A 23,867-nucleotide genomic window follows, 5' to 3' on the forward strand; every position below is an offset into this window, starting at 1 on the left:
CGGGGCTCTGCGGCGCGGTCGGTGACTCGCTGCCGGTCCGCCGCTCATCCGAGGTTCCGCAGCGTGACGGACTCGCCGTGCTCGAGATGGACCGTCCGCGAGACGCCGCCCGCGTGGACGGTCGTGCTGCGGCCGCCGACGCTCCTCAGCGTCGCCCGGGTGACTTTCCCGTTCTTCCATCCGATGTCGGCGACGAAGCCGCCCCGGATGCCTACACCGGAGACCGAGCCGGACGCCGCCCAGGCGGCCGGCAGCGCGGGGAGCAGCTCGAGGTGTCCCGGCCGTGAGTAGACGAGCATCTCGATGATCGCGGCGGGGGTACCGAAGTTCGCGTCGATCTGGAAGATGCCGCGGCCCTGTCCGGCCTCGTAGATGTCGAAGAGGTTCATCGCGGTCCCGTTACTGCCGTTGGCCGACGGCTTCAGGTTGTTGACGACGAGCTGGTACGCCTTCTCCGCGTCCTTCAGCCTCGCCCAGCACAGGCTGCGCCAGGCGTTGGCCCAGCCGAAGTTGTTCATGCCGCGGGCGGTGAGCAGGGCCGTCGCCCCCTCGAGGATGTCCTTCGGCGTGGAGTCGTCCGGACGGATCCGGTCACCGGGGAAGAGGCCGATGAGTGGGGAGAGGTGACGGTGCGTGGTCTCGCCGAGGTTGTCGGGCGACATCCACTCCTCCAGCCAGCCGGTCTTCGGGCTGACCACGGGCAGGTACAGCCGTGCGCGCAGCCCGTCAACGGTTCTGCGGTAGCCGGCGTCCTTGCCGAGCGCCTCGGTCGTGGTGCGGTAGTTGCCGAAGAGGTTCCACACGAGTTCCTGGGCGTAGGTGATGCCCTTGGCGTCGAGAGGTCCCTGCTCGGGCGACCAGTCACTGTCGGCGATCAGGACCTCGCGCGCGGCTCCGGACGCGTCGGTGACCGTCGTGGTGATGAGCCGGGCTTCCCAGAACTCCACAGCACCCTTGATCAGGGGGTAGATCTTTTCCAGGTAGGCACGGTCCTGGGTGTACTCGTAGTGTTCGAACAGGCTCTGGCAGAGCCAGGCGTTACCGGCCGGGTGCCACCACCAACCCCCTCCTCCGTACGGATTGGTGGAGATCGCCACGGTCCAGCCGGCGATCTTTCCGCTGGAGTTGCGGTATCTGTTCGTCGAGCTGTTGAAGAGACGCCGAGTGACGTCCGTCCAGGAGGGCAACTGGGCCAGGCAGTAGTCCGCGAAGGCATCGAAGCAGCCGGACAGCCCGGCACGGTCGGCCATCCAGTAGTTCATCTGGACGTTGATGTCGGTGTGGTAGTCGGCCATCCAGTCGGGGTCGTTGCCGTCCAGCCACAGGCCCTGGAGGTTGAGCGGCAGACTGCCCCGTGATCCGGAGATCATCAGGTAGCGGCCGAACTGCAGGTAGGCGGCCTCCAGTTCCGGGTCGGGGACGTCGTCCCGGTAGCGCGCCCGCACCCGCTCCCAGGTGTCCAGTTCGCGCTGCGCGGCGGACGAGGGGCCGAGGTCGATGTCCAGCTGCCCGAAGGCTGCCCGGAAGTCGGCCACATGGGTGTGCAGCAGGGTGCTCGCCGAGTGGCCGCAAGCGTCGATGACCTTGGTCCGGGCGAGACGCTCGGGGTCCACCGACGGGTCGCGGAACTTCGCGGCCGCGTCGGGCGCGTAGTCGGTTCCACCGCTGACGACGACGGTGAGGTCCTCGCAGCCGCTGAAGGAGATCGACGTACCGTCGACGCGGACCGTGCCGGTGCTGCTGTGGGCGGTTACCGCGGCACCGTATGTCAGGCCGTTGGCGAAGGAGGCGCCGAACGACGCCCAGTGCCCGGTGCTGCTGCCGGTGGTGGACTCGCCGTGGGTGCCGACGAGGGAGACCGTACCGGTGTAGGTGCCCCCGCCCTGCTGGGAGAAGTACAGGACGATGGCGTCGTCGGGGCGGCTGGCGAAGATCTGCCGCCGATAGGTGACGCCGGAGATGTCGTACGAGGCGCTGACCAGGCCCTGGGCCAGGTCGAGGGAGCGACGGTAGTGGGTGGCGGCGCCCAGGTCGTGGTCGGGTATGTCCACGGTGAGCTGGGCCAGCAGGGTGAAGGAGCCGAAGTCGTCGCGGCCGTACGGGAACTGGCCGTCGCTCTGCAGCGTGTCGTTGACGCCACCGGTCCACAGGGTGGCATCGGTGATCAGCAGAAGTTCGCCGGACGGGCTGTTGCTCGCGAGCGCGCCGAGGCGCCCGTTCCCGACCGGCAACCCCTGCTGGATCATCGAGTCGGCGGAGCCGGGAGCTTGCCACCACAGCTGGTTCTTGGCGGCGTCGGCCGCGGACAGCAGGGCGGACTCGGTGGGGCGACGGGGAGCCGCCGAGGCGGTGAAGGCAGGCAGCCCGCCGAGTGCGGTGGCCACGCCCGTAGCGGCCGCGAGAGCGAGGAAGCCCCTGCGGCTGCGGAGGTTGTCGGGTGAGTCGGTGTGCGGGATGTCCACGGTTGTGCGCTCCCGGTATCTGAGGAATGGCGCGTGCGGGAACGACGGCTGCCGGCCGTCGACGTTTCGGGGAAGAGCACTCGGAGTCAGAGCGAACGCGCTACGTCGACCTTGTCGATATCAGGTGCGTATCCGCTGCCGCTGTCAAAGGTGACGGTGTTGGAGCCCGCCTTCAGGGCCAACTGGACGCTGATGGTGTCGACCGTGCTCCAGTCGCCCGTGGAGGGGAACTTCGCGGTGCTGCCGTTGCCACTGTTGGAGTAGACCGTCACCGAGCGGGGGTCGCCGCTGCCGTAGGCGATGGTGACGGTGTAGATCCCTGGCTTCTTCACCGTGATGTCGTTGAACTGCAGTCTGCCGCCCAGGTAGAGGTCGCCGACCTTCTTGCCCCCGGAGCAGGCCGCGCACGAGGTGACGGCGGCGTTGCCTGTCAGTGTGTTGACCGAGGACTCGGCCTGGTAGCTCGTCGTCACCGGGGTCCGGCCGCCGGGCTTGATGGTGAACAGCCGTGATCCGTGGGCGGGCAGTGCCTCGGTGATCTTGTTCTTGTACGTCCCGAGGTCCTCCTCGTTCCACAGGTCGCGCACGGAGGCGTTGCCGCCGAAGCCGAATGAGGCCCAGTCGGCTGTGACGGAGGCAGGCGCATCCCCCAGGTTGAAAAGGGCGACGGTGTAACTCCCATCGGAGTTCTTGGTGCCCCAGACCTGCTGGTCGCCCATCGGGGTGACCGGGCGCGCGACGGGCGAGTCGTTCCGGTCGACGGCGATGACTTCCCTGTCGGTCAGCAACGAGACGCCGTAAGCGTCCAACTGGGTGAGGTCGTCACCGGTGAAGAGCGGCGACTTGTTGATGGCCCACAGTGTCATGTAGCTCTGCCGCTCGGCCTTCGTGAGGCCGTCCATCCGGCCGTTGCCGACGTCGATCGCGTCGAGGTCGTTCCAGCCCCCCGGGCCTGCTTCGTGGCTCCACGCAGGGGCGTCGTTCCACCGGTCGTTGACCGAGTTCTCCCAGGTGACAAGGGTGTTGCAGTAACACTCGACGTCGGTGTCGATGCGCCAGCCGTTGGAGTACTGCTTCCAGTCGGCGGCGTGGCCGATGTCGAGCGACCAGGAGAGTTCGAGGTGGATCGGGCGTCCGGTGGCGGCGATGGCCCGGTGCCAGGCGGCGACGTCGGCAACGTTGTCGTAATTGTCACCGGACTTTGAGGAGCCCGGGCCCACACCGTCCAGTTTGAGGAAGTCGTAGCCCCAGTCGGCGAGCATCTGCGCCTGCGAGTCGATGTACTTCTGTGCGCAGGGATTGTCGAAGTCCAGTTTGTAGGAGCTGTCCCAGCCGTTGGTGGTGCGCAGGTCCGGGTACACGATGTCGGCGGTGGTGCAGCCGGAAGCATTCCGGATCGGCACCTCGCCTGCCCCGTACGCGCCCTTCTCCAGGCCTGCCGGCAGGTAGATGCCCGCCTTGAGGCCCTGGGAGTGGATGTGGTCGGCGACCGGCTTCATGCCGTGCGGGAATCGGACCGGGTCGGGCGTCTGCCGTCCGTACGGGTCGAACTCGGACTTCCAGTCCTTGTCCATCCACCAGCCCGCATCGATGTTGACATGGTCGTATCCGTACTTCTTCAGCTTGCCGGCGAGGGCGTCCGTCTGCTTCAGGACGTTCGCCTCGGTGAGGTAGCTGTAGTCGCCGTCCGGGTTCAGGCCCGGATACTTGGAGGACTGCATACTCCAACTGGACCAGCCCATGTACGGCTTGGCGGCGACGCCGGAGGCGGCGTCCACCGGGGTCGCGACCGGGGCCGCGGTTATGGAGGCCGGGCTCTGGGCCCTGGCCGGCGCGGCGGCCCAGCCGGCGGTGACGCCCGTCGCGAGACCGGCGGTGACGGCCAGGACCAGCATGGCTCTCATGGTCCGGCGCACGGAGCCGGCATGGGCTCCGAGCAGGGGTGAGTACGGGGATGACCGCATGGGTCGGACCTCCTGTTGTCGAGTCACGGGTTTGCGCGGTCGAACCGGAGCGCATGGTGAACCGGCGGTGCAGCGTGGGTCGGCAGGGCATCGTGCCGCCGCTCCTGGTAGGTGTCCGACCGGATGAAGGACTGGATCGCGGTGGCCGCGGCCCCGCGCGCCCACTCCTCGAAGGGCAGCGGGCGTGTCATCACATCGCACTGGGCAGCAGTGCCGAAGGCGGACGCGGCGAACGCGTCGCGGATGCCCTCGGCGAAGAGGTCGTACGCGGCCAGGCCCTCGCCGGAGATGATCACTCGTTCCGGACCGAGGAGGTTGGCCACGGAACCGATGGCCCTCCCGATGGCCTCGCCGGCGCGGGCGTAGACCTCGCGGACCCGGGGATCTCCGCTCCGGGCCAGTTCGAGCGCCTCGGCTGCGGTGGTCACGGGCGTGCCCGTGGCCTCACGGACCGCGCGCACAATCGCGGGGTCCGCGGCGATCGCTTCGACGCACCCGTTGTGACCGCAGTGACAGGACGGGCCGAGGGGGTCGATGGACAGGTGCCCGATCTCGCCGGCCACGCCGTGGGCACCCGACACCACGCGACCGTGCACCACCAGACCACAGCCGATGCCGGCGCCCACGGTCACCAGGGCGAAGTTGGCGAGACCGACTCCGGCCCCGAACCACTGCTCGGCGACCGTGAGCGCCCGTACGTCGTTCTCGACCGTGACCGGCAGCCCGGTCGCGGTCCGCAGGATTTCGGCCAGGGGTACGTCCCGCCACTCCAGGAACGGCGAGTAGCGGACCGTTCCCTCCGCACGCTCCACATCACCCGAGACGGCGATGCCCAGGCCCTGTACCTGGACGCCGTATCCGTCGGCCTCCGTCAGGAGTTCCTGCACCAGGTCGGTGATGGCAGGGAGTACCACTTCCGGCTCGCGGCCCGTGAGCCATACGTGCCGTGCACACCGGATACGGCAGCACAGATCGGCCAGGACGGCGATGATCTCGTCTCCGGTCACCTTGATGCCGATGAACAGCGCCCTGCCCCCGTCGACCCGTACCGGGTTGGCCGGACGTCCCAGAGCGGGCCGCGTCCCTTCGCTGACGCCTTCGACGAGGTAGCCGACCTCCATCAGCGGGCGCACCGCCTTGGTGACTGCGGCCGAGGACAGCATGGTCCGCCGCGCGATCTCCGTGCGGGTGAGCGGGCCGTGGGAGAGCACGGTCGTGAAAACCAGGGAAGCGGCCGGCAGGGCCGGGACCGCCTCGTGAGGAGAGGGCGGGCGCATGGCCGGAAACCTAGGGTGGTTCTTTTCCGCTGTCAATGAAAGAAGCAGAATCCTCCGGAAGAGCACTGCGCGACGTGTCGTCGGCTGTATAACCCAGGCAACGAGAGGGAGTTGGCCACGCATCGAAGGTGCGATAGCAAGGAGAGCGGCGCCCCCATCGCACACTTGCACGACGCGGGCCCGCTCGTCCTCGGCAGGCCGGCCCAACACGGCCGACCCGCTGTACATCGAGCTCAACCCGACCGGCGCGCAGCTGACCTTCTCCTCGCCCGAGTCCGACCTGTCGTACCCGTCGGTCCCGCTGCGCGAGAAGTGATCACCGGCCGCTGCCGGGCGGGCATGGCCCTAGGAGCTACTGCCCACCCGGCAGCAGCGTTCTGGGGATGAACGGCACATCGTAGTCGAGATCCGACGCGATGAGCTTGCCTGCATGGAGGAACTCCCCTTAGGTGACGACATGACCGGGCGCAGCGTGCGGAAGCGCGACGAGCTGCTGTGCGGCGAGCCCCTGGCGCTCCACACGTCGAGGTCTGCGCAAACTATCCGTCCCATCAAGGGACTTCGCACCCGACACGCTCTAATCGGACATAAGCCGTATTTGCATTGAAATACAGCAACCGGCTCGCTGGGGTGCGCACGGCCCAGGGGCACCGGTCAGGCCTCGGCCGCTTCCGCATAGACCTGCGAGAGCTCGGGAGCTCCGGCCACCGCCCAGTCGAGGCCGGCCTCCACGACGTTGATCTCGCGGCCCGAGGTCAGCCGCACCACGGGCTGCCCTCCCGGCCAGACGTCCCAGACCGCGCCGGGGACGGTCCTGACGATGATGGTGCCGAGGTAGAGCCCGGCGTCATTGCCCAGCCAGGGCAGTTCCTCCGGGTCGTCGCGCCAGTGCGGCGGCAGTTGGTCGAGCGCTGCCAACGACTCCGGGGAATCGTCGAGTTGAAGCCCCTCTCGCCCCGCGCGGGCCCTCAACAGCTCGCACTCGGCCAGCAGTTCGCCGACACCCTGGGGATCGTTCTGCATCGCCGCCATGAGCGTTTCCGCGTACCCCGTGCCGTGCCGCCTGCGCCAGTTGTCCAAGAAGGGGATATTCACACCACTCAGCCTCGCATTCAGCAGCATGGTCGCACCACAGGCGCGCGGAAACCGCACACTTATTCGCTCGGCCCTTCGCTCATCACTCCCAGGTCGACCACCACCGGCGCATGGTCGGAGGCGCCCTTGCCCTTGCGCGCCTCGCGGTCGACGTAACTGTCCTTGACCGCCTCGGTGAAGGGGGCGTTGCCGTACACCAGGTCAATGCGCATGCCCCTGTTCTTGGGGAACGCCAACTGGCGGTAGTCCCAGAAGGTGTACGCACGGTCGTACTTGAGTGGGCGCGGCAGCACGTCGGAGAGCCCCACCTCGCCCAGCGCGGCGAGGGCGGCCCGCTCGGCGGGGGTGACGTGGGTGGCGCCCTCGAACGCGGCGGGGTCCCAGACGTCCGCGTCGGTCGGGGCGACATTGAAGTCGCCGAGGACCGCGAACGGCCTTGTGCCGGACGCGTCCTCGGCGACCGCCGCCTTCAGCGCGTCGAACCACTGCAGTTTGTAGGCATAGTGCGCGTGGTCGACCTCCCGGCCGTTCGGCAGATACACCGACCAGACACGGACCGGGCCACAGGTCGCCGAGATCGCCCTCGGCTCCTGGACGCCCTCGTAGCCCGGGCCGCCGGGCAGGCCCGCGGTCACGTCCTCGAGCCCCACCCGGGAGATCACCGCCACGCCGTTCCACCGTCCGGTGGCGTTGACCGCGGAGTCGTAACCGATCTCGCGCAGCGCCTCGGCGGGGAACTGCTCGGCGGTGCACTTGGTCTCCTGGACGCAGAGCACGTCCGTGTCGCTGCTCTCCAGCCAGGCCAGCAGTTTGGGGAGCCGGACGGTGATCGAGTTGATGTTCCAGGTGGCGATGCGCATACGACAAATCTAGCCGGTGGGTCCGACAGTCACAGTCGGGTGGACTCCCCCGGGCTCAGCCGGCTGTGATCGGACCCTCCCAGATTGCCGATGTGCGTGTCGTACATCCCCCGTGCCATGTCCTTGAGCAGCACGTCATGGATGTCGATGGCCCGCTGCGGGCCGACCTCACGGACGTAGTCGATCACCTCGGAGACCTTGTTCCACGGAGCGTGCACCGGGAGCATCAACGTCTCCACCGGCTGGTCGGGAACGGTGAAGGCATCGCCCGGATGGAAGACCGAACCGTCGACCAGGTAGCCGACGTTGGTGATCCGCGGCAGGTCCGGATGGATCACCGCGTGCAGTTCGCCGTGGACCTGGACGCCGAACCCCGCGGCGGTGAAGGTGTCACCGTGGCCGACCGTGTGGACCCGGCCCGGGAACGCCGCGGAGAGCTGGTCGGCGACGCTGCGCAGCGTCCAGATCTCGGCGGCCGGATTGGCCTCCAGGCCGGCCCGCAGCCGGTCCTCGCTGAAGTGGTCGAGGTGCTCGTGCGTGACAAGGATGGCGTCGGCACCGACGGCCGCGTCCTCCTCGCTGAAGGCGCCCGGGTCGATGACGAGCGTCTGCCCGTCCTTCTCCAGGCGGATGCAGGCGTGGGTCTTCTTCGTCAGCTTGATCGTCATGCCTCCATCCTGCTACGTCTCGGGCGTGGTCTCCTGCTGGATGACGGATTGGGCCACCTTGAACGCCGAGTTCGCCGCCGGGACACCGCAGTAGATCGAGGTCTGGAGCAGCACTTCCTTGATCTCCGCCGGGGTGAGCCCGTTGCGCAGCGCCGCCCGCACATGGAAAGCCAGCTCGTCGAGGTGGCCACCGGCGACCAGCGCGGTCAGCGTCACCGCACTGCGGGTGCGGCGGTCAAGACCGTCGCGGGTCCAGATCTCGCCCCACGCGTAACGAGTGATCAGCTGCTGGAAGTCCTCGGTGAACGCGTCGGCCGCTGCCTCCGCCCGGTCCACGTGGGCATCACCCAGCACCTCACGGCGTACCTTCATCCCCGCGTCGTAGGGATCCGGGCGCCCGGTGGACGTGGCATCCGGCTGGAACGACGGCGGGGCGATCGCCGCGACGGGCCCGGCGGGCGTGACGGACAGGGGCCGGCCGGTCGCCGCGGGAGGGACCGGGATGCCGGTCGACGTCGACGAGGACATGTCCTGCCATGACGAGGAGAAGTGGCGTACCAGGAGGTCGGTGACGGCCGCGGGCTGCTCGACCGGTGCGAGGTGCGAAGCACCGGGAACCAGGGCGAGCCGGGCGTCGGGTATGCCCGCCACCAGCGTCCGGGCGTCCGCGGGCCCGGTGATCCGGTCCTCGGCGCCGACCAGCACGAGGGTGGGGAGTCCGATGCTGCCCAGTTCCGCGCGGATGTCGAAGGAGGCGAGGGCCTCACAGGCGGCGATGTAGCAGCCGGGATCGGTGGTACGGACCATCTGCACGGCCCACTCCACGATGGCCGGCTGGGCGGCGGCGAAGCCATGGGTGAACCAGCGCTCGGGCGCGCTGCGCGCCATCGGATCCAGCCCGTTGGTCCGTACGATCACTCCTCGCTGGCGGAACTCGTCGGCCGTGCCGAACCGCGGCGAAGCGGCCACCAGGGCCAGCGAGGCAACCCGTTCCGGTCGGCGCAGGGCGAGCTCCATGCCGATCGCGCCGCCGATGGAGCACCCCGCGTAGCCGAAGCGCTGCACTCCGAGCTCGTCGAGGGTCTCGAGCAGCAGCTCGGCCATGGCCGCGACCGAGGGGACCGGGTGGGCGGGGGCCCCACCGTGACCCGGCAGGTCGAAGCGCAGGACCCGCCAGGTGCGGGTCAGCTCGGGCGTCTGCCGGTCCCACATGTGCCATGTGGTACCGAGGGAAGGGCCCAAGACCAGGACAGGGGCGTCTTCCGGCCCGTCAAAGCGGTACTGCAGGGTTCCGATGTTCTTCGCGCTCACCCGTTCACGCTCCCACATCTCACATTCTCGTCGTGAGCGGGGGCGGGGTCACTCGCCAGATCTCCCCACATATCCGCTGCCGGCCGAAGATCCTCCACTTTCCGGCTTCACGTACCAGCGCTTCGTGGTCCGGACGTCGCTGTGCCCGGCCCACCGCACCAGCGGTGGTCCGGCACTCCGTTGTTCGCCAGGCAGGTCAGGCAGCTCGTGCGGGCGTCGTACGGTGTGATCACTTCGGCAGCCCCGATGCTTGCACGGCCCGCCACCTGGCGCCCGAGCATCATCGAGAAGGCAGTACCGATGGGCCCTCCGTCGAAGCTCGGGAGGTCGATGGACATGCCGGTTACGCGGGTCTCGATGCGGGAGTGTACGGCTGCCCAGAAGCGCATGGGGTCGACGGCGGCGAGAGGTCCGGGTCCGTAGCCGGACAGCGCTGTTTGCCTGGTCAGGCTAGAGGTGTTCGACTCGCCGGTCGTGCCGATGATCTGGAGCGGGTTGCTGGCGAAGTTCGGGATGCCGGTGGGGCTGCACACCCAGACCTGGGAGCTGCCCACCTCCGCCCCCGCCGCGTGGAACTCGCTCAGCGCGGCGCCCCAGCGGCTCTTACCCTTTCGGCCTTGAAGCTTGTCCAGTTTGTGAAGATCAGCCCATCGGCGTCACCGAGGGGAGCGATGTCCGACTCAGGGTAGCGGTGATGGGCTCGGCTTCAGGAATGTCGAAGTGGTCCCACTCCGATCCGTTGAACATGAGCAGGACGCCCTCGTCACCGTTCGGGCCCCGAGGATAGGGGCGGGCCTCCGGAACGATCGGATCACCCGCGACCACGGCCAGCCGAACTCGTTTCGGAATCCCCGGATGTAGCCCGCGAGCTTGTTGACGGATGCCGTGTAGCTGCGCCCGTACAACGCGTAAGGCGTCAGCGCCCTTAATGCCGCGGCGGTGTAAGTAGCGGCGGCAATGTTACGCATGGACAACGGTGTTGGCGTCGCGGAGATGGGCTGTCCAAGCCGCCGTCGTCCGGAGGAGTCCGCGCCTACTGGGTACCGGCCCTGAACGGTCCCCCGAGCGGACGCAAAGCCTGTGTGGTGCCGAGCCCGTAGCCCGTCCGATCGGCGGGCTGCGGGTCGCGCCACGGCCCCTCAGCTGTGGGCCGGGCTGATGGGGAGCAGGCAACCAGCCAGGCCGCGTGGTCGCACGGCGAGGCGTTCGGCGATGGCGCGCAGGGTCACTGCGGCCGGGGCGGCCGGGGTTGTCAGCACCAGCGGGGTGCCGTCGTCACCCGCTTCGCGCAGGCGGGGGTCGAGAGGTACCTGGCCGAGGAGGGGGACATGGGTGCCGATCTTGCGGGAGAGCGAGTCGGCGACCGCCTGGCCGCCGCCGGAGCCGAAGAGTTCGGTGCGTGAGCCGTCCGGGAGCAAGAGCCAGGACATGTTCTCCACCACGCCGGCCACTCGTTGGCCGGTCTGCAGGGCGATGGCGCCGGCCCGTTCGGCCACTTCGGCGGCGGCGGACTGCGGGGTGGTAACCACCAACAGCTGTGATTCCGGAAGCAGTTGGGCGACCGAGATCGCGATGTCGCCGGTGCCGGGCGGCAGGTCGAGCAGGAGGACGTCCAGGTCGCCCCAGTAGACGTCGGCGAGGAACTGGTGCAGCGCGCGGTGCAGCATCGGACCGCGCCAGACCACAGGGGCGTTGCCCGGGGTGAACATGCCGATGGAGATGACCTTCACGCCGTTGGCCCGGGGCGGCATGATCATCTTTTCGACCTGGGTGGGGCCGGTCCTGGCGCCCAGCATTCCCGGGACCGAGTGGCCGTAGATGTCGGCGTCCAGCACGCCGACGGACAGACCGCGGTCCGCCAGCGCGGCGGCCAGGTTCACCGTGACGCTGGACTTGCCGACCCCGCCTTTGCCGGAGGCGACGCAGTACACCCTGGTCAGTGAGCCGGGTTCGGCGAATGGGATGACCGGTTCCGTCGCGTCGCCCCGCAGGCTTCTGCGGAGTTCGGTGCGTTGCTCGTCGCTCATGACGTCCAGTTCGACCCGGACCGTGCGTACGCCGGGCAGCGCGGAGACGGCGGCTGTGGTGTCCGCGGTGATCCGGTCCCTGAGCGGGCAGCCGGACACCGTCAGGTAGATGCCGACCGTGACGGTGCCGTCCGGGTCGACCGTGATGTCCTTGACCATCCCGAGGTCGGTGATCGGCCGGTGAATCTCGGGGTCCTGGACCTCGGACAGTGCCCGGTGGATGTCGGCGACGGCGGGCGTGCGCGCCGGGGACGGGGCGGTCGTTGTCATGAGGGCTCGCAATCGGTGGTGGAGCACGGCGGTTGGGGGAGGTTTCAGCCGCGGACGGTCCAGGTGTCCTTGCCGGTCAGGAGGTCCTGGAGGTCGGCCGGGTCGGCGGTCCGGGCCTGGTCGATCTGGGCGCGGACCTGGTCGTCGTAGACAGGGCGGTCGACCGAGCGGAAGACGCCGGTGACGCAGTGGGTGAGGTCCTGGGACGACAGCCGTGACAGGGCGAAGGCGGGGGTCGGGTCCTCGCAGGTGGCGTCGTGCACCACCAGTGCATCTTCGCCGACCTTGGCCACCTCGGCGGTGGTGAGTCCGCCGGAGCCGGTGCGGATCACGCCGTACTCGCCCTCGGCGCCGAAACGGATCGGTTCGCCGTGGCGCAGGGGGACGATGCGCCGCTCCTTCTCACCCTGCTGTCGGAGCACCTCGAAGGCCCCGTCGTTGAAGATCGGGCAGTTCTGGTAGATCTCCACGAGGGCGGTGCCCCGGTGCTCGGCGGCGGCGGTGAGCACGTCGCTGAGGCCCGCGCGGTCGGAGTCCAGGACGCGGGCGACGAAGGTGGCTTCGGCACCGAGGGCGAGCGAGACGGGGTTGAAGGGTGCGTCGACCGATCCGACCGGGGTGGATTTCGTGATCTTGCCGGTCTCGGAGGTGGGACTGTACTGGCCCTTGGTGAGGCCGTAGATACGGTTGTTGAAGAGCAGGATCTTGAGGTTGACGTTGCGGCGCAGGGCGTGGATGAGGTGGTTGCCGCCGATGGAGAGGGCGTCGCCGTCGCCGGTGACCACCCAGACGGACAGGTCGGGGCGGGCCACGGCCAGGCCGGTGGCTATGGCGGGGGCGCGGCCGTGGATGGAGTGCATGCCGTAGGTGTTCATGTAGTAGGGGAACCGGCTGGAGCAGCCGATGCCCGAGACGAACACGGTGTTCTCGCGGGCCAGGCCCAGCCGGGGCATGAAGCTCTGTACGGCGGCCAGGACCGCGTAGTCACCGCAGCCGGGGCACCAGCGCACCTCCTGGTCGGACTTGAAGTCCTTCGCCGAGAGCTTGACGTCGGCGGCCGGTACCAGCGCCTGGCCACGGAGGCGGGGCAAGCCGAGGTCCGGCGTATCGAAGCCGGGCAGGCCGAGGTCGGTGGTGGTCATGTCCGGGCTCCTTCGATCACGTCGGTGAGCACACCTTGAAGCTCTTCCGCCCCGAACGGCAGCCCGGCGACCTTGGTGTACGAGACGACGTCGGTCAGGTACCTGGCGCGCAGCAGCATGGCGAGCTGGCCGAGGTTGAGTTCGGGGACGACGACCCGCTCGTAGTGGGCAAGGACCTCGCCCAGGTTGGCCGGGAAGGGGTTGAGGTGGCGCAGGTGCAGGTGGGCGACGGCACGACCGGCGCTTCGCACGCGGCGTACCGCGGCGCCGATCGGCCCGTACGACGAACCCCAGCCCACGACGAGGACGTCGGCCGCCTGGGACGGGTCGTCGACCCGCGCGTCCGGTACGAGGATTCCGTCGATCTTGGCCTGGCGCAGTCGCACCATGCGGTCGTGGTTGTCCGAGTCGTAGGAGATGTCGCCGGTGCCGTCGGCCTTCTCCAGGCCGCCGATGCGGTGTTCGAGTCCGGGGGTGCCGGGTACCGCCCAGGGCCGGGCGAGGGTCTCAGGGTCGCGCAGATAGCCCCAGAAGCCGCCCGATCCGTCGGGGGCGTTGGGTTCTGTGGTGAACTCAACGGTGAGGTCAGGCAGTTGTGCTGCGTCGGGTACGAGCCAGGGTTCCGAGCCGTTGGCGATGTGGCCGTCGGACAGCAGCAGCACCGGGGTTCGGTAGGCCAGGGCGATCCGGGCCGCGTCGAGTGCGGTGTCGAAGCAGTCGGCCGGGGTGGCGGGGGCGAGGACGGGTACCGGGGACTCGCCGTTGCGGCCGAACATGGCCTGGAGCAGGTCCGCCTGCTCGGTCTTGGTGGGGAGGCCGGTGGACGGCCCGCCGCGCTGCACGTCGATCACCAGCAGCGGCAGCTCCGTCATCACCGCCAGGCCGATGGTCTCGCTCTTCAGGGCGAGGCCGGGACCGGACGTGGTCGTGACCCCGAGCGCACCGCCGAACGCGGCGCCGAGTGCGGCGCCGACGGCGGCGATCTCGTCCTCCGCCTGCAGGGTGGTCACACCGAAGTTCTTGTGCCGGGACAATTCGTGCAGGATGTCGCTGGCCGGGGTGATGGGATAACTGCCCAGCACGACCGGCAGTCCGGACCTGACCCCGGCGGCGACGATGCCGTACGCGAGGGCGGTGTTGCCGGTGATCTGCCGGTACTCGCCGGGCGGAAGCGTCGTCGCCGGAGCGACCTCGAACGTCACGGCGAACGACTCGGTGGTCTCGCCGTAGTTCCAGCCGGCCCGGAAGGCCAGGATGTTCGCCTCGGCGATGTCGGGTTTCCTGGCGAACTTCTTCCGCAGGAACCGCTCCGTCCCCTGTGTCGGCCGGTGGTACATCCAGGAGAGCAGGCCGAGGGCGAACATGTTCTTGGCCCGATCCGCGTCCTTCTTGCCCAGGCCGGTGGCCGACAGGGCGCCGAGCGTCAGCGTCGCCATGGCCACCTGGTGGACCTGGAGGGAGGACAGGGCGTCGTCGTCGAGCGGGTTCGAGGGGTATCCGGCCCGGGCGAGGTTGCGTGTGGTGAACTCGTCGGTGTTCACGATCAGCGTCCCGCCGGGCGGCAGGTCGGCGAGGTTGGCCTTCAGGGCGGCCGGGTTCATCGCCACGAGTACGTCCGGGCGGTCGCCCGCGGTGAGGATGTCGTAGTCGGCGAAGTGCACCTGGAAGGAGGAGACACCGGGGATGGTGCCCTGCGGGGCGCGGATCTCCGCCGGAAAGTTCGGCAGCGTGGCCAGGTCGTTCCCGAAGGCCGCCGCCGCGGAGGTGAAACGGTCCCCGGCGAGTTGCATGCCGTCGCCGGAGTCCCCGGCAAACCTGATGACCACGCGGTCGAGTCGTTCGGTGCGGGTGGCGCGGGCGCGGCCGGGCGCGCTGCCGGTGCTCGTGCTGTCGACGGTGAGGTCAGTCATGGTGCTGCTTGCTCCTTCGCAAAGGTGCTGCGGTCGCGCGATGTCCCGTTCCGCCTGCCGCTTCTGCGGCTGGTGGCGGCGGGAATGCGGCGCCAAGGGGACTGGGCTGCCGGTTCACCGGCTCCCGACTCCGTCCGCTGGGAGCCACTGAACTCCGTGGCGCGGGTGACCCGGCTGGATTGAACGGTGGCGGGCATGCCGTCGCCCAACGAGGCGCGGCGGCGCCGAGGGTGGCCCGGACGGGAGCGGCCTGGCAGTCAGGATGTGCCGTCGGAGGGTACGAGATCCTGCACCGCGCGCAGGTACCGGGCGAGGCGGAGCCGGGTGCGTCCCGCTGTGACGGCGGCAGGTGACGATGACGGCAGGTCCCGTGCCAGACGGTCCGCTCCGGCCAGCGCCCGGCGAAGGAACCCGGCAACATGCGCGGGGTCTCGGACGCCCGTGCGGAGGCGCACGGCCGCCGAGGTGTCGGCCGCGTCCGCCGCCCGATCGGCGGACGGCGCTGTCTCCGCACCGGCAGAGAGCCGAAGGGCGGAATCATCGCGCGGCGGGGCCGCCGGACCGGCAGAGGCCGTCGGACCCGCCCACAGAGAGTCGGCCGGATCACCGGACGCCGGCGCCCAGGCCGACACCGCCCCAGCAGTCCGCGAAGGCACCGGAACGCCGGCGGTTGACGCCACAGCACCCCCGAGCGGCACGTGCACCGAACCAGTCGGGTCCGAAAGAGGAGCAGGGGCTGGGACTGGAACTGGCACCAACCGAGCGCCCCGCAGTGCCGCCAGCACCGCCTCTGGCGAACCCGTACCGCCAGGATCGTCCAAATCCTCGCACAGGATCCAGTCGCCGTCCGGGCCGAGCAGGCCGAGGCCGTCGAGTATCCGGCCCGACGCCTCGTCCCACACGCCCAGTTCCCGGGCGACCGGCTCCCCCGCCGCCTCGGGCAGCCACCGGAAGGGCAGCCGCCAGACCGCGGCGGTCGTCTCCCGCTCCTGTGGCGTTCCCGCGCCAAGCAGCAGCACTTCGGCGCCGGCGGCGGAGAGGAGGGGGGCGAGGCGGCGCACCGTACTGGCCAGCCCGCAGGAGTAGGGCCAGTGGCCGCCGCGGAGGGCGACGACGAGCACCGCCGCGCCTGGGTAGGTCCGCGCCGCCAGCACCGTACGGGCGGCGCGGTCGGCGCCCGCGGCGGTCACCGCGCCGCTCATGGCGCCGTGTAGCCCTGGACGAAGGGCGTGTCGGTGTCGATCGGGCCGAGCCGCTCCGCACCGCCGGGCGTGCCCAGCGGCTCGGTCCGCCCGGGCAGCACCGAGGTGAAGAAGCGGGCGTTCTCGGCGACGAACGCGGCCTGCTCCGGAGGGACTTCGTCCTCCATAGTGATCGCCTCGACGGGACAGACGGGTTCACAGGCGCTGCAGTCGATGCATTCCTCGGGGTTGATGTAGGCCATGCGCTCCCCGACGTAGATGCAGTCCGCCGGGCATTCGTCGACGCACGCGCGGTCCATGACGTCGACGCACGCGGCCCCGATGACGTAGGTCATGACGAGGTCACTCCTTCGCTGTGGTGATGGTTCGGTGGTGGTCCTCGTTGGGAGGTTCAGGCGTTTTCGGAGGAGAGCTCGGGGGATGGCGCGTCGCTCATCGAAGCGAGGATCTCGTAGCGGCGACGGGCGAAATCGGGCTCGAACTGCGCTCCTGGCCAACGCGGTTGGGGAATGCCGACGATCTCGCGGACCGTCGCGGGGCGGGGGCTGAGCAGCACGATCCGGTCGGCCAGCAGCAGCGCCTCGTCGACGTCGTGGGTGACGAACAGGATCGTGGTCTCGTACTGCTGCCAGACGGAGATCAGCAGTTGCTGCATCTCCGAGCGGGTCTGGGCATCCAGCGCGCCGAACGGCTCGTCCATCAGCATCACCTGAGGACGGGTGGCCAGAGTCCTGGCCAGCTGGACACGCTGCCGCATGCCTCCGGACAACTGGCCGGGCAGATGACCGGAGAAGCCCTCCAGGCCGACCTGGGCCAGCAGGCCCTCGGCCTCTCGGCGCCGTTCGCGGCGCGGCACGCCGCGTAGTTTCAGGGCGTACTCCACGTTGCGTGCGGCCGAGCGCCAGGGCAGCAGCGCGTCCTCCTGGAAGACCATCGCGCAGGAGGCGTCCGTGTCGCCCACAGGTTCGCCGTCGACGTCGGCCCGTCCGGCGACCGGCTTCAGCAACCCGGCCAGCGCGCGCAGGATGGTCGACTTCCCGCAGCCGGACGGGCCGAGCAGGACCACGATCTCTCCGGGTTCCACGTCGAGGTCGACCTCGGCGGCCGGCATGTCGCCGAAGGCGAGTTTCAGTCCCTCCAGCCGGATCCGCGCTCCGGCGGTCACCGGGCGGCCCTCGGCAGCCAGCGGTTGACGCGTGCTCCGAGCCGCTCCACGAGCCAGGCGGTGCCCCAGCCCAGGACGCCGATCGACAGCATGCCGACGACGACGCCGGAGTAGTCGAGCAGTCCGTACGACTGCCAGGTGTAGTAACCGATGCCGAACTGACCGGAGATCATCTCGGCGCTGATGACGCAGATCCAGGCGACGCCCACGGAGACCGAGAGTCCGGAGAAGATGCCGGGCATGGCCCCGGGAAGTATCACGTGCGCCAGTACGGACAACCGGCCGGCGCCCATGGTCCGGGCGGCCTCCTCCCACACCTTGGGCAGGGTGCGCATCGCGTGGATGGTGCTCACCGCGACCGGGAAGAACGCCGCGAAGAAGGTGATGAAGACGATGCCCTGCTCGCCGGTGGGGAACATCAGGATCGCCAGGGGTACCAGGGCGATCGCGGGAATCGGCCGGGCGACCTCGATGAGCGGCCGCACCAGTGCCTGCACCAGCCGGGAGCGGCCCACCGCGATGCCGATGGCCACGCCACTCGCGGCGGCGAGCCCGAAGCCGAACAGGATGCGACGCAGGCTGGCCAGCAGGTCCTGATAGTAGGCGCCGGACGCGAGCTGGACGCGCAGGGTGTCGTACACCTCGGCCGGGCCGGGCACCTTGTCGAAGCGCAGCCACAGCACGACGTTGTTGGCCGTGAGCAGATACCACAGCAGCACCGCGGCGGCCAGCGGGAGCACGGCCAGGGCTGCGGCGGCCGGCCGGCGCAGCCATCCTCCGGCCGGTGTACGTGGGCGCAGAGCGGCACGCAGACCGTGGCGAGGCGGGGGCGGTGCGGTCGCCGGATGACCGGTGTCGGTCAGAGGCTGGGCGGAGACGGGAGTCGTTGTCATGGGTCCTCTTCGTCCGAGCTCTCACGCGGCGGCGAGTGCCGCGGCGTAGTCGAGTTCGCGGGCGCCCGTGTGGCCCGCCAGGTAGGAGTCCGCGTCGACCGTCACCGCGAACGGCAGAAGCCGGGAGTTCGCGGCTCGGGCGGGGTCGAGCACCCAGGTCGCGGCAGTGGCGAACATGCGGGTGCCGTTCTTCGCATCCGGTACATAGGCGGCCCGTACGTTCCCCTTGTGCGCGGCGATCTGCCGCAGCAGGCAGGTCGGGGTGGCCGCGACCCCTGTCGTCTCCTGGCCGGCGAACCAGACCTCGGAGGCGGTGCCCGGATCGTCGACCGCCGTGTGGCAGACCGGGTCCTGGCCCTTGAGCAGGTCCGGGTTGCTGACCTTCGCGCTGGCGGTCGCGTAGGAGGAGCCGTAGATCTCGCGCAGGTAGCTGTCGTTGACGAACTTCTCGAGGTCAAGGTCCTCGACCGAGCCGAGGTCCTTGAGGAACGGCAGATCGGCGGCGAGGGCTTCGACCAGCGCCTTCTTGATCGTCGGGTCGAAGGTGACCAGGCCGCCCGGCCCGTTGTAGAGGTAGACCACCTCGGGCTCGATGCCGGTGATCTTCGCGACCCGTTCTGCGGCGGCCAGGGGGTGCTGGTTGAGGTAGTCCGTGGTGTCCTGCACCGATTCCAGGAAAGCCCTCATCACCTCGGGGTGGGCCTCGGCGAAGGCCTGGCGCGTGACGACCGCGTGGAAGGTGGGCACCTGGTTGGCGCCGCCGTCGTACAGCAGGCGGCCCTGCCCCCGGAAGACCATCAGCTGCGGCCAGGGTACGAACTGGGAGAGCGCGGCCACCTGCTTGCCCTCCAGGGCGGAGGCGCCGACCGAGGGGTCCTGGTTGAGGAGCTTGACGTCGTCGGGGCTCATTCCGTTCTTCCGCAGCGCCTTGACCAGCATGCCGTGGCCGGCCGAGCCGAGGCTGGTGGAGACGACCTTGCCGCGCAGGTCGGCGAGGGTCTTCGCGGAGGAGCTCTTGGGGACGACGACCTGGTTGAGGGAGCCGCGCAGGTTGTAGCCGGTGACGGCGACCAGTTCCGACTTGGCGTCGGGGTACTGAGCGGTCTTCGATCCGTTGACCAGGACCGGGTAGTCCCCCATGGAGCCGATGTCGACCTTGTCGGCGATCATCTGCGCGGTCAGCGGCGGGCCCGAGGGGAAGTCCTGCCAGACGACCTTGTAGTGCACACCGCTCGCCTTGCCGATGGCGTCGAGTTTGCGTTCGAAGGTGCCGCGGTCACGCAGCAGCGTGCCGGCGGTGACGGTGTTGATGGTCTTGGACTGGTAGCCCATGTCGACCACGACGGTGGAGGAGTCCGACGCGCTGCTGGTGCCGCAGCCGGCGGCTGCGAGACCGAGGCCGAGGACGGACATCAGCGCGGGAAGTGACCGGTTGCGGCAAGCCGCTCTGCGCGGCGGAATCGGGAAGGCGTCCATGGCGGGCTCCGGTCAGGTCAGCGCAGGAGGAAGGGGATGTCGACCGTCACCGCGTCGACCGGGCAGCGGGCCGCGCAGGGGCCGCAGTACCAGCACTCGTCGACATGCATGTACGCCTTGCCGGTGTCGGGGTGGATGGCAAGGGAGTCGAGCGGGCACATATCCACGCAGAGTGTGCATCCGTCGATGCACTTGGATTCGTCGATCGTGACGGGTACGTCCACCCGGTTCGCTGCCTGGGCCATCTGGTATCTCCTTCAACGGGTCGTTCTCGGGCGTGTGGTGGTCCGTTGGCTGTCATGCGGTCGGTCGTCGTCAAGTCCGGCCATGCGGGGAGAAACGCGCGCTCCCCCGGGGCGGTGGTCGGACGGTGGGTCACTCCGCGGCGGCGAGACTCATGCGGGCAAAGGCACGGACATCGGCATCCGCGTCGTCAAGGGCCGCCGTCAGGGCCGCCCGGACCTCCGGGCGGCTCGGCAGCCGGGAGCCGAGGGCCTTGACCGCGGCCTTGCGGACGTCGAGGTTGGTGTCGCGGGTGGCGGCGATCAGTGGTGCGACCGCCTCCTGCGGGTCCGCCACGGACAGAGCGGCGGCCGCTCCCTGCCGGACCTGCCAGGCCGGGTCGGCCAGCGCCGCGGTGGCGACGGCCGCCGCCTGCTCGGCGCAGCCGGTGTGTGCCATGGCCGACAGGGCCGCGGCCCGGACCAGGACATCGGTGTCCTCGGCCAGCGCGGTCAGGGTGGTGGTGCCGCGGGGATCGCCGACCGAGCCCAGCCCCCGGGCGACGGCCAGCCGCACCGCCGGTGACGGATCGGCGGCGGCCGCGTCCAGCGCGTCCAGCGCGTCGAGCGAGACGAGCCCGAGCACCACCTCGCACCGGACGGCCTCCAGCGGGTCGGGCAACAACGAGGCCAACTCCTCGGTGCTGCACAGCCGGTGGCGCCACAGGGCGCCCACGGCCGCGGCGCGGACATCGGCGTCCTCCGACCTGCTCGCCTCGTGCAGAGAACGGGTGAACCGCTCCCCGATCACCAGGACCTCGCGCAGTTCGCCGAGCAGTTCGACGGCGGTACGGCGGACCGCCGCGTCCGAATCCAGCAGGGCTGCCGCGAACAGGGCCGAGGGTTCGTCCCACGTCTCGGCCGCCTCGCTGAGCACGGTCAGCGCGGTGCGGCGTACGCCGGGGTCAGGATCGGTCAGGAACTCGGCCAGTTCGTCGGTGGTCGGGGACTCCTCGGCGAGCTCCAGGAGCGCGAGGATCCGGTGGGGGCCCCGCGTGCCTGCCTGCTGGCCCTGCGTACCTGTTGTCATCCCCACACCGCCGCGAGTTCGGCACTGGCCGGTGCGGGCACGTCGGGCACCCCGTCGGGGCGGACGAAACCGGGAACCGGGACGATGTACGGCGCCACCGGGCGGGTCAGCGTCTCCGTCTCCCCGCCGGTGCTCTTGCGCAGTTGGAGGTGGCGGAACCAGTTGGCGTCGTCCTGCTCGGGCCGGTCGGCACGCTGGTGGTAGAGGCCCCAGCGGCTCTCGGTGCGGGCCAGCGAGGCCCGGGCGGCCATCTCCGCGCAGTCCCGGATGAAGGTGACCTCGGCACAGCGCATCAGTTCGTGCGGGGTGTGGGCCCCCATGCCGGCGATCTCCCGGCCCATCCGATCGAACGCCTCCACACCGAGGGTCAGATAGCGCTCCGTCTTGGGCGGCTGGAGATAGTCGTTGACGAAACGGCGGAGCTTGTACTCCACCTGCGGCTGAGGGGGGCCGTCCGGGTTGGCCAGCGGCCGGTAGACCAGTTCGTGGGCTGCGGCGATCTGGTCCTCGGGCAGCGCGGGACGGCCGGCGGAGGCGGCGAAGGTGGCGGCGTGCTCACCCGCGATGTCGCCGTAGACGAAGGCGCCGATCATGTAGTTGTGCGGTACGCAGGCCATGTCTCCGGCCGCGTACAGGCCGGGGACCGTGGTCGCCGCGTGCTCGTCCACCCACACGCCGGAGGCAGAGTGCCCGCTGCACAGTCCGATCTCGGAGATGTGCATCTCGACGTCATGGGTGCGGTAGTCGTGCCCGCGGCCCGCGTGGAAGGTGCCTCGGGTGGGGCGTTCGGTGGTGTGCAGGATGCCCTCGATCTGGCTGATCGTTGCGTCGGGCAGGTGGCTCAGCTTGAGGTAGACGGGGCCGCGTGCGCTGTCCAGTTCCCGCTTGACCTCCGCCATCATCTGCCCGGACCAGTAGTCGCAGTCGACGAAGCGGTTGCCGTCGGCGTTGACCTGGTAGCCGCCGAAGGGGTTGGCGACGTAGGCGCAGGCCGGGCCGTTGTAGTCCTTGATGAGCGGGTTGATCTGGAAGCACTCGATGCCGGACAGTTCGGCGCCGGCGTGATAGGCCATCGCGTAGCCGTCGCCGGCGTTGGTCGGGTTCTCGTAGGTGCCGTACAGATAGCCGCTGGCGGGCAGGCCCAGGCGCCCGCAGGCCCCTGCGGCCAGGATCACCGCGCCGGCGGAGATGGTGACGAACTCCCCGCTGCGGGTGTCGAAGCCGACGGCTCCGATGGCACGGCCGTCCTCGGTGAGCACCCGTACCGGCATGATCCGGTTCTCGATGGTGACCCGGTCGCGCACATGGCGGGCCCGCAGGGTGCGGTACAGGACCTTCTTGACGTCGCGGCCGTCGGGCATCGGGAGCACATAGCTGCCCGAGCGGTGCACCTTGCGCACGGCGTACTCGTTGTGCTCGTCCTTCTCGAACTTGACGCCGTAGCCCTCCAGGCGCTGCACCATGCCGAAGCCGCGGGTCGCGGTCTCGTAGATGGTGCGCTGATTGACGATGCCGTCGTTGGCGAGGGTGATGTCGGCGACGTAGTCCTCGGGGGTGGCCTTGCCCGGGACGACGGCGTTGTTCACGCCGTCCATGCCCATGGCCAGCGCCCCGGAGTGACGTACATGAGCCTTCTCCAGCAGCAGCACGTCGGCGCCGTTCGCGGCCGCGGTCAGCGCCGCCATCGTGCCGGCGGTGCCTCCGCCGACGATGAGGACGTCACAGGCGAGCTCGCGCCGTTGTGACAGAGGTGGGATCTGCACGGAAGTCAGCCCCTTTCGGGAGAAGGGTGGGGGTCCAGCCGCGGGTGCAGCGGGTCGGGGGTGCGGTGGAGCCAGCCGGCCAGCGACGTCCGGTCGCCCCGGAAGCGGACGAACTCCAGGTCGATGGGCCGGCCCGCGTCGGTGTAGGTCAGCCGTTCGAGGAACAGCAGGGGAAAACCGTCGGGTACGTGGAGCAGGTCGGCCACCGTCCGGTCGGCGGCGATCGCCTCGATGGAGACCGCGGCGGCGCCGAGCGGCAGGCCGAGTTCGCCTTCGAGCAGACCGAACACGTCGTGTCGTGCCAGGTCCATCTCCAGCAGGGGCCTGCCGATGTCCGCCGGCAGGTAGCTGGCGTCCAGGGACAGCGGCTGACCGTCGAGAAAACGCACCCGTTCCAGGGCGATCACTTCGGTGCCCGGACGGAGTTCCAGCCGCTCGGCCACCGTGGGGGTGGCGGGCACGGTGTCCGCCAGCAGGACCTGGTTGACGACCCGGTCGCAGCCGGTGTCGAAGCTCTCCGCGAGCCCGCGCAGCCGATCCAGCCCCTGCACGGCCTTGCCGGAGACCACGAAGGTGCCGACTCCGGGGATACGGTCGACCAGACCCTCCTTGCGCAACAGCGCGAGGACGTCCCGCACGATGTTGCGACTGGCCCCGAACTCCGCCGCCAGTTCTGCCTCGGAGGGCAGCGGCCGGGCTCCGTAAACGCCCGCGAGGACGCGGGTGCGCAGCACGTCCCGGATACGCCGGACTGGTGCGACGCGGCTTCCTGCTGCCCGGCCACCAGCGATGATCCCTGTCATGGCCGGAATGTTCCGGAGTGCTTGTTACGCGTACCGGTGGCTGGAATTGCGCGCTTGTTACGCCAGCCTCGTAGTGCAGCAGCGCGCCGCTGACCTGGGGTGACGGACTGCTGCCGGGCCGTATCGCCACGCAGGGCAGACGCACGAGGCGCTTGTCCGCGCCATCGGGCCACGCGCGGCCTGAGCGGTGCTGGTGCGGGCCACCACGGGCCGGCCGGAGGCCAGGTTCCACCGGCGGCCGACGTTCGGCCGACAGGGAAGCCATCCC

The 23,867-nt window shown here is 69.8% G+C and carries 18 protein-coding genes and 2 pseudogenes; 1 reads left to right on the plus strand and 19 read right to left on the minus strand.

What is annotated here, in order from left to right:
• Positions 1-44: 44 nt before the first annotated feature.
• From AB0M87_RS07770 to AB0M87_RS07780, 3 genes are all read right to left on the minus strand, one after another.
• Positions 45-2,462, minus strand: a complete 2,418-nt coding sequence (locus tag AB0M87_RS07770) for a glycoside hydrolase N-terminal domain-containing protein (protein WP_365851004.1) — start codon at positions 2,460-2,462, stop codon at positions 45-47.
• A gap of 86 nt (positions 2,463-2,548) precedes the next feature.
• On the minus strand, positions 2,549-4,426 hold the full coding sequence (locus AB0M87_RS07775) for a carbohydrate-binding protein (RefSeq protein WP_365851005.1): 1,878 nt from the start codon (positions 4,424-4,426) through the stop codon (positions 2,549-2,551).
• A 23-nt stretch (positions 4,427-4,449) separates the two neighbouring features.
• Entirely contained in the window at positions 4,450-5,703 is a 1,254-nt protein-coding gene (locus AB0M87_RS07780) for an ROK family transcriptional regulator (protein WP_365851007.1), read from the minus strand.
• Between the two features lie 135 nt (positions 5,704-5,838).
• Here AB0M87_RS07780 and AB0M87_RS07785 point away from each other — a divergent pair.
• Positions 5,839-6,019: pseudogene (locus AB0M87_RS07785) on the plus strand (acyl esterase); the annotation flags it as partial.
• 338 nt (positions 6,020-6,357) lie between these two features.
• Here the strand turns inward: AB0M87_RS07785 and AB0M87_RS07790 are convergent.
• From AB0M87_RS07790 to AB0M87_RS07865, 16 genes and pseudogenes are all read right to left on the minus strand, one after another.
• Positions 6,358-6,798: a DUF6278 family protein gene (locus AB0M87_RS07790; protein ID WP_365851008.1), complete on the minus strand. Its 441-nt coding sequence runs from the start codon at positions 6,796-6,798 to the stop codon at positions 6,358-6,360.
• 59 nt (positions 6,799-6,857) lie between these two features.
• On the minus strand, positions 6,858-7,658 hold the full coding sequence (locus tag AB0M87_RS07795) for an exodeoxyribonuclease III (RefSeq protein ID WP_365851010.1): 801 nt from the start codon (positions 7,656-7,658) through the stop codon (positions 6,858-6,860).
• A 29-nt stretch (positions 7,659-7,687) separates the two neighbouring features.
• Positions 7,688-8,320: an MBL fold metallo-hydrolase gene (locus AB0M87_RS07800; protein ID WP_365851459.1), complete on the minus strand. Its 633-nt coding sequence runs from the start codon at positions 8,318-8,320 to the stop codon at positions 7,688-7,690.
• An 18-nt stretch (positions 8,321-8,338) separates the two neighbouring features.
• Entirely contained in the window at positions 8,339-9,637 is a 1,299-nt protein-coding gene (gene pcaC, locus AB0M87_RS07805) for a 4-carboxymuconolactone decarboxylase (protein WP_365851011.1), read from the minus strand.
• 107 nt (positions 9,638-9,744) lie between these two features.
• Positions 9,745-10,191 (minus strand): hypothetical protein, encoded by a 447-nt coding sequence (locus tag AB0M87_RS07810; RefSeq protein WP_365851013.1) that lies wholly within the window; start codon positions 10,189-10,191, stop codon positions 9,745-9,747.
• A 585-nt stretch (positions 10,192-10,776) separates the two neighbouring features.
• Complete coding sequence (locus tag AB0M87_RS07815; protein WP_365851460.1) at positions 10,777-11,886, minus strand: Mrp/NBP35 family ATP-binding protein; 1,110 nt, start codon at positions 11,884-11,886, stop codon at positions 10,777-10,779.
• A gap of 92 nt (positions 11,887-11,978) precedes the next feature.
• A complete protein-coding gene (locus tag AB0M87_RS07820; RefSeq protein WP_365851014.1) occupies positions 11,979-13,076 on the minus strand; it encodes a 2-oxoacid:ferredoxin oxidoreductase subunit beta in 1,098 nt (365 codons plus the stop codon).
• Positions 13,073-14,986 carry a 2-oxoacid:acceptor oxidoreductase subunit alpha gene (locus tag AB0M87_RS07825; protein ID WP_365851015.1) on the minus strand — a complete coding sequence of 638 codons (1,914 nt, stop codon included), beginning with the start codon at positions 14,984-14,986 and terminating at the stop codon, positions 13,073-13,075. The genes AB0M87_RS07820 and AB0M87_RS07825 overlap by 4 nt, the downstream gene beginning before the upstream one ends.
• Before the next feature lie 257 nt (positions 14,987-15,243).
• Positions 15,244-16,188 (minus strand): hypothetical protein, encoded by a 945-nt coding sequence (locus AB0M87_RS07830; protein ID WP_365851017.1) that lies wholly within the window; start codon positions 16,186-16,188, stop codon positions 15,244-15,246.
• On the minus strand, positions 16,185-16,523 hold the full coding sequence (fdxA, locus tag AB0M87_RS07835; RefSeq protein ID WP_365851019.1) for a ferredoxin: 339 nt from the start codon (positions 16,521-16,523) through the stop codon (positions 16,185-16,187). Before fdxA ends, AB0M87_RS07830 begins: the two co-directional genes overlap by 4 nt.
• Before the next feature lie 56 nt (positions 16,524-16,579).
• Entirely contained in the window at positions 16,580-17,353 is a 774-nt protein-coding gene (locus AB0M87_RS07840; protein WP_365851020.1) for an ABC transporter ATP-binding protein, read from the minus strand.
• Complete coding sequence (locus AB0M87_RS07845; RefSeq protein WP_365851021.1) at positions 17,350-18,246, minus strand: ABC transporter permease; 897 nt, start codon at positions 18,244-18,246, stop codon at positions 17,350-17,352. Before AB0M87_RS07845 ends, AB0M87_RS07840 begins: the two co-directional genes overlap by 4 nt.
• A gap of 21 nt (positions 18,247-18,267) precedes the next feature.
• Entirely contained in the window at positions 18,268-19,722 is a 1,455-nt protein-coding gene (locus AB0M87_RS07850) for an ABC transporter substrate-binding protein (RefSeq protein WP_365851023.1), read from the minus strand.
• Positions 19,723-19,739: 17 nt separating this feature from the next.
• Positions 19,740-19,967, minus strand: coding sequence for a ferredoxin family protein (locus AB0M87_RS07855; protein WP_175436735.1), 228 nt, complete (start codon positions 19,965-19,967; stop codon positions 19,740-19,742).
• Between the two features lie 130 nt (positions 19,968-20,097).
• Positions 20,098-22,796 (minus strand): annotated as a pseudogene (locus AB0M87_RS07860) (fumarate reductase/succinate dehydrogenase flavoprotein subunit).
• Between the two features lie 5 nt (positions 22,797-22,801).
• Complete coding sequence (locus AB0M87_RS07865) at positions 22,802-23,599, minus strand: GntR family transcriptional regulator (RefSeq protein ID WP_365851025.1); 798 nt, start codon at positions 23,597-23,599, stop codon at positions 22,802-22,804.
• Between the last annotated feature and the right edge of the window lie 268 nt (positions 23,600-23,867).

This window comes from Streptomyces sp. NPDC051320 (genome assembly GCF_040682175.1).
GTDB lineage: Bacteria > Actinomycetota > Actinomycetes > Streptomycetales > Streptomycetaceae > Streptomyces.

Excerpts from the sequence above, each read along its gene's own strand:
- AB0M87_RS07775 (WP_365851005.1), bottom strand. The coding sequence starts at position 4,426 with ATGCGGTCATCCCCGTACTCACCCCTGCTCGGAGCCCATGCCGGCTCC.
- AB0M87_RS07780 (WP_365851007.1), bottom strand. The coding sequence starts at position 5,703 with ATGCGCCCGCCCTCTCCTCACGAGGCGGTCCCGGCCCTGCCGGCCGCT.
- AB0M87_RS07795 (WP_365851010.1), bottom strand. The coding sequence starts at position 7,658 with ATGCGCATCGCCACCTGGAACATCAACTCGATCACCGTCCGGCTCCCC.
- AB0M87_RS07820 (WP_365851014.1), bottom strand. The coding sequence starts at position 13,076 with ATGACCACCACCGACCTCGGCCTGCCCGGCTTCGATACGCCGGACCTC.
- AB0M87_RS07825 (WP_365851015.1), bottom strand. The coding sequence starts at position 14,986 with ATGACTGACCTCACCGTCGACAGCACGAGCACCGGCAGCGCGCCCGGC.
- AB0M87_RS07830 (WP_365851017.1), bottom strand. The coding sequence starts at position 16,188 with ATGAGCGGCGCGGTGACCGCCGCGGGCGCCGACCGCGCCGCCCGTACG.
- fdxA (WP_365851019.1), bottom strand. The coding sequence starts at position 16,523 with ATGACCTACGTCATCGGGGCCGCGTGCGTCGACGTCATGGACCGCGCG.
- AB0M87_RS07845 (WP_365851021.1), bottom strand. The coding sequence starts at position 18,246 with ATGACAACGACTCCCGTCTCCGCCCAGCCTCTGACCGACACCGGTCAT.
- AB0M87_RS07850 (WP_365851023.1), bottom strand. The coding sequence starts at position 19,722 with ATGGACGCCTTCCCGATTCCGCCGCGCAGAGCGGCTTGCCGCAACCGG.
- AB0M87_RS07855 (WP_175436735.1), bottom strand. The coding sequence starts at position 19,967 with ATGGCCCAGGCAGCGAACCGGGTGGACGTACCCGTCACGATCGACGAA.
- AB0M87_RS07865 (WP_365851025.1), bottom strand. The coding sequence starts at position 23,599 with ATGACAGGGATCATCGCTGGTGGCCGGGCAGCAGGAAGCCGCGTCGCA.